The following is a 1,167-nucleotide window of genomic DNA, read 5'->3' on the forward strand; positions in this document are numbered from 1 at the left end:
CGAGCATCCGGCGTGACCACGCGGCCGAACCCACCGGCACCGGACCACCGCGCGTCAGCCTATGCCGCGGCGATGTAGTCGGCGAAGGACATACCTGTCAGGCGTTCGTACGCCTCCACATAACGGGCGCGGGTGGCCTCGACGATCTGGTCGGGAAGTTCGGGGCCGGGCGCGGAGCGGTCCCAGCCACTGGAGATCAGATAGTCACGGACGAACTGCTTGTCGAAGGACGGCTGGGGGCGGCCGGGCTGCCACTTGTCGACCGGCCAGAATCTGGACGAGTCCGGGGTCAGCACCTCGTCGGCCAGCCGTAGCACGTTGTCGGTGTCATGACCGAACTCGAACTTGGTATCGGCGAGAATGATGCCGCGCTCGGCAGCGAGGCCGGTGGCGCGTTCGAAGATTGCCAACGTGAGTCTCTCCACCTCGGCGGCGAGCTGGGTGCCGACGCGGGCGGCCGCGTCCGCCCGGCTGATGTTCTCGTCGTGCTCGCCGACCGGGGCTTTCGTCGACGGTGTGTAGATCGGTGCCGGCAGCCTGCTGCCGTCGAGGAGCGCGGCCGGCAGGGCGTGGCCGCTGACCGCGCCGGTGCGCTGGTAGTCGTTGAGTCCGCTGCCGGTCAGGTATCCGCGGGCCACGCACTCGATCGGCACCATGGACAGCCGCCGGCACAGCATCGACCGGCCGCGTAGCTGTTCGGCATAGGGCGACAGCTCATCGGGGTACTCGTCCACGTTCGCGCTGATCACATGGGACGGCACGATGTCGGCGAGCTGGTCGAACCACCATAGGGACAGCCCGGTGAGAACGGCGCCCTTGTCGGGGATGTCAGTCGGCAGCACGACGTCGAAGGCGGAGATCCGGTCGCTGGCGACAAGCAGGACCGCATCGTCGCCGACAGCGAATATTTCCCGTACCTTGCCGGATCCGAGGTGGGTGAGCCCGGCGAACTCCTCGTGCGTCAGCGGCATACCCAGACCGTATCGAGCCCCGCCGGTCGTATCGAGCGCCGGTAGGCAATCGCGGGCAGCGGGCAGCGGGCAGCCGGCAGCGGGCGGCACAGGTGGTACGGGTGGCGGCGGTGCGGCCAGGCCGCGGCGTGCTCCGATGCACATGTCCCGACGTGCGGATTCGCTGTCCGCGTCCGACGATGTAACGGTAAGAGCG

The 1,167-nt window shown here is 68.6% G+C and carries 1 protein-coding gene; it reads right to left on the reverse strand.

What is annotated here, in order from left to right:
- Positions 1–59 precede the first annotated feature (59 nt).
- The gene (locus MJ783_RS10435) at positions 60–971 is read right to left on the reverse strand and encodes a phosphoribosylaminoimidazolesuccinocarboxamide synthase (protein WP_239348224.1); all 912 of its coding nucleotides are present in this window, start codon (positions 969–971) and stop codon (positions 60–62) included.
- Positions 972–1,167 lie beyond the last annotated feature (196 nt).

The organism is Protofrankia sp. Cj3 (assembly GCF_917627355.1).
Lineage (GTDB): Bacteria > Actinomycetota > Actinomycetes > Frankiales > Frankiaceae > Protofrankia.

Excerpts from the sequence above, each read along its gene's own strand:
- MJ783_RS10435 (WP_239348224.1), bottom strand. The coding sequence starts at position 971 with ATGCCGCTGACGCACGAGGAGTTCGCCGGGCTCACCCACCTCGGATCC.